The organism is Nostoc sp. CALU 1950, assembly GCF_051172895.1.
Taxonomy (GTDB): Bacteria; Cyanobacteriota; Cyanobacteriia; order Cyanobacteriales; family Nostocaceae; genus Nostoc; species Nostoc edaphicum_A.
The window spans coordinates 1-729 of record NZ_JBDNJQ010000412.1; the positions used below are offsets into that span (position 1 = coordinate 1).

1 protein-coding gene is annotated in these 729 nt (G+C 41.3%); it reads right to left on the minus strand.

The features are described from left to right. Positions 1 to 185: 185 nt before the first annotated feature. On the minus strand, positions 186 to 729 hold a 544-nt coding region (locus tag ABF638_RS38230; RefSeq protein WP_435027927.1), incomplete at its 5' end, for a hypothetical protein.

A 729-nucleotide genomic window follows, 5' to 3' on the forward strand; every position in this document is an offset into this window, starting at 1 on the left:
TAGTTGGTTGATGAGAAGGGTCTCTAGTTGCCTTGCAATACTCTTGCCTGGTACTATAACATATAAGAATAGAGAATTTTCCATGCCTTCCTTGGAACGATGAGCACGCACTCGGCCAACAAGATCATCCGTCTGCATTTAAAGTTTTCTTTCAAAGAACAGTTGAAGAAGAATATGATTCTAGATTAATACGAACAGAGAGAGAACCTAACCTCTCCGACATATAATGTCTTATCAGGTCTGAAGTGTACATAAATGCTAGAAGTACCCACAGTTGATGGTGGGGGTTGCTCCCTCGCACCAATAGCAATACATAACACTTCCACAATTTCCCGTATGCTCTTCCTTTTATAAAGCTCTATTAACTTCTTCTGGCAGATTATGGTAACAGCATTCTCAACTTCCTTCTGTAATACTTTAGTAGTCCCCAAAGAAGATGGTGCTGCACTAGTCTTCAATGAATCCCATTCTTTACCTAATCCCTTCAAATGGCATTTGTGATCCAAGGTATCTGCCCTGCTATCCCTAGTGTTTACTGAAAAGTACAACTCTTCAGCCCTCCTGACGACTGTTTCAGGAATGCCTTCCTTTTCAGCGGTTTCAAAGGCAAGACTCTCTCTACAAACTCCATCCACCAACTTCCATGTTGGTTTTATATGCCCATCGACAACCTTTGTTCCCATTGCTTTATTCACAGTTCTCTTTGTAGCCAATGGCAAGTCAAAGATG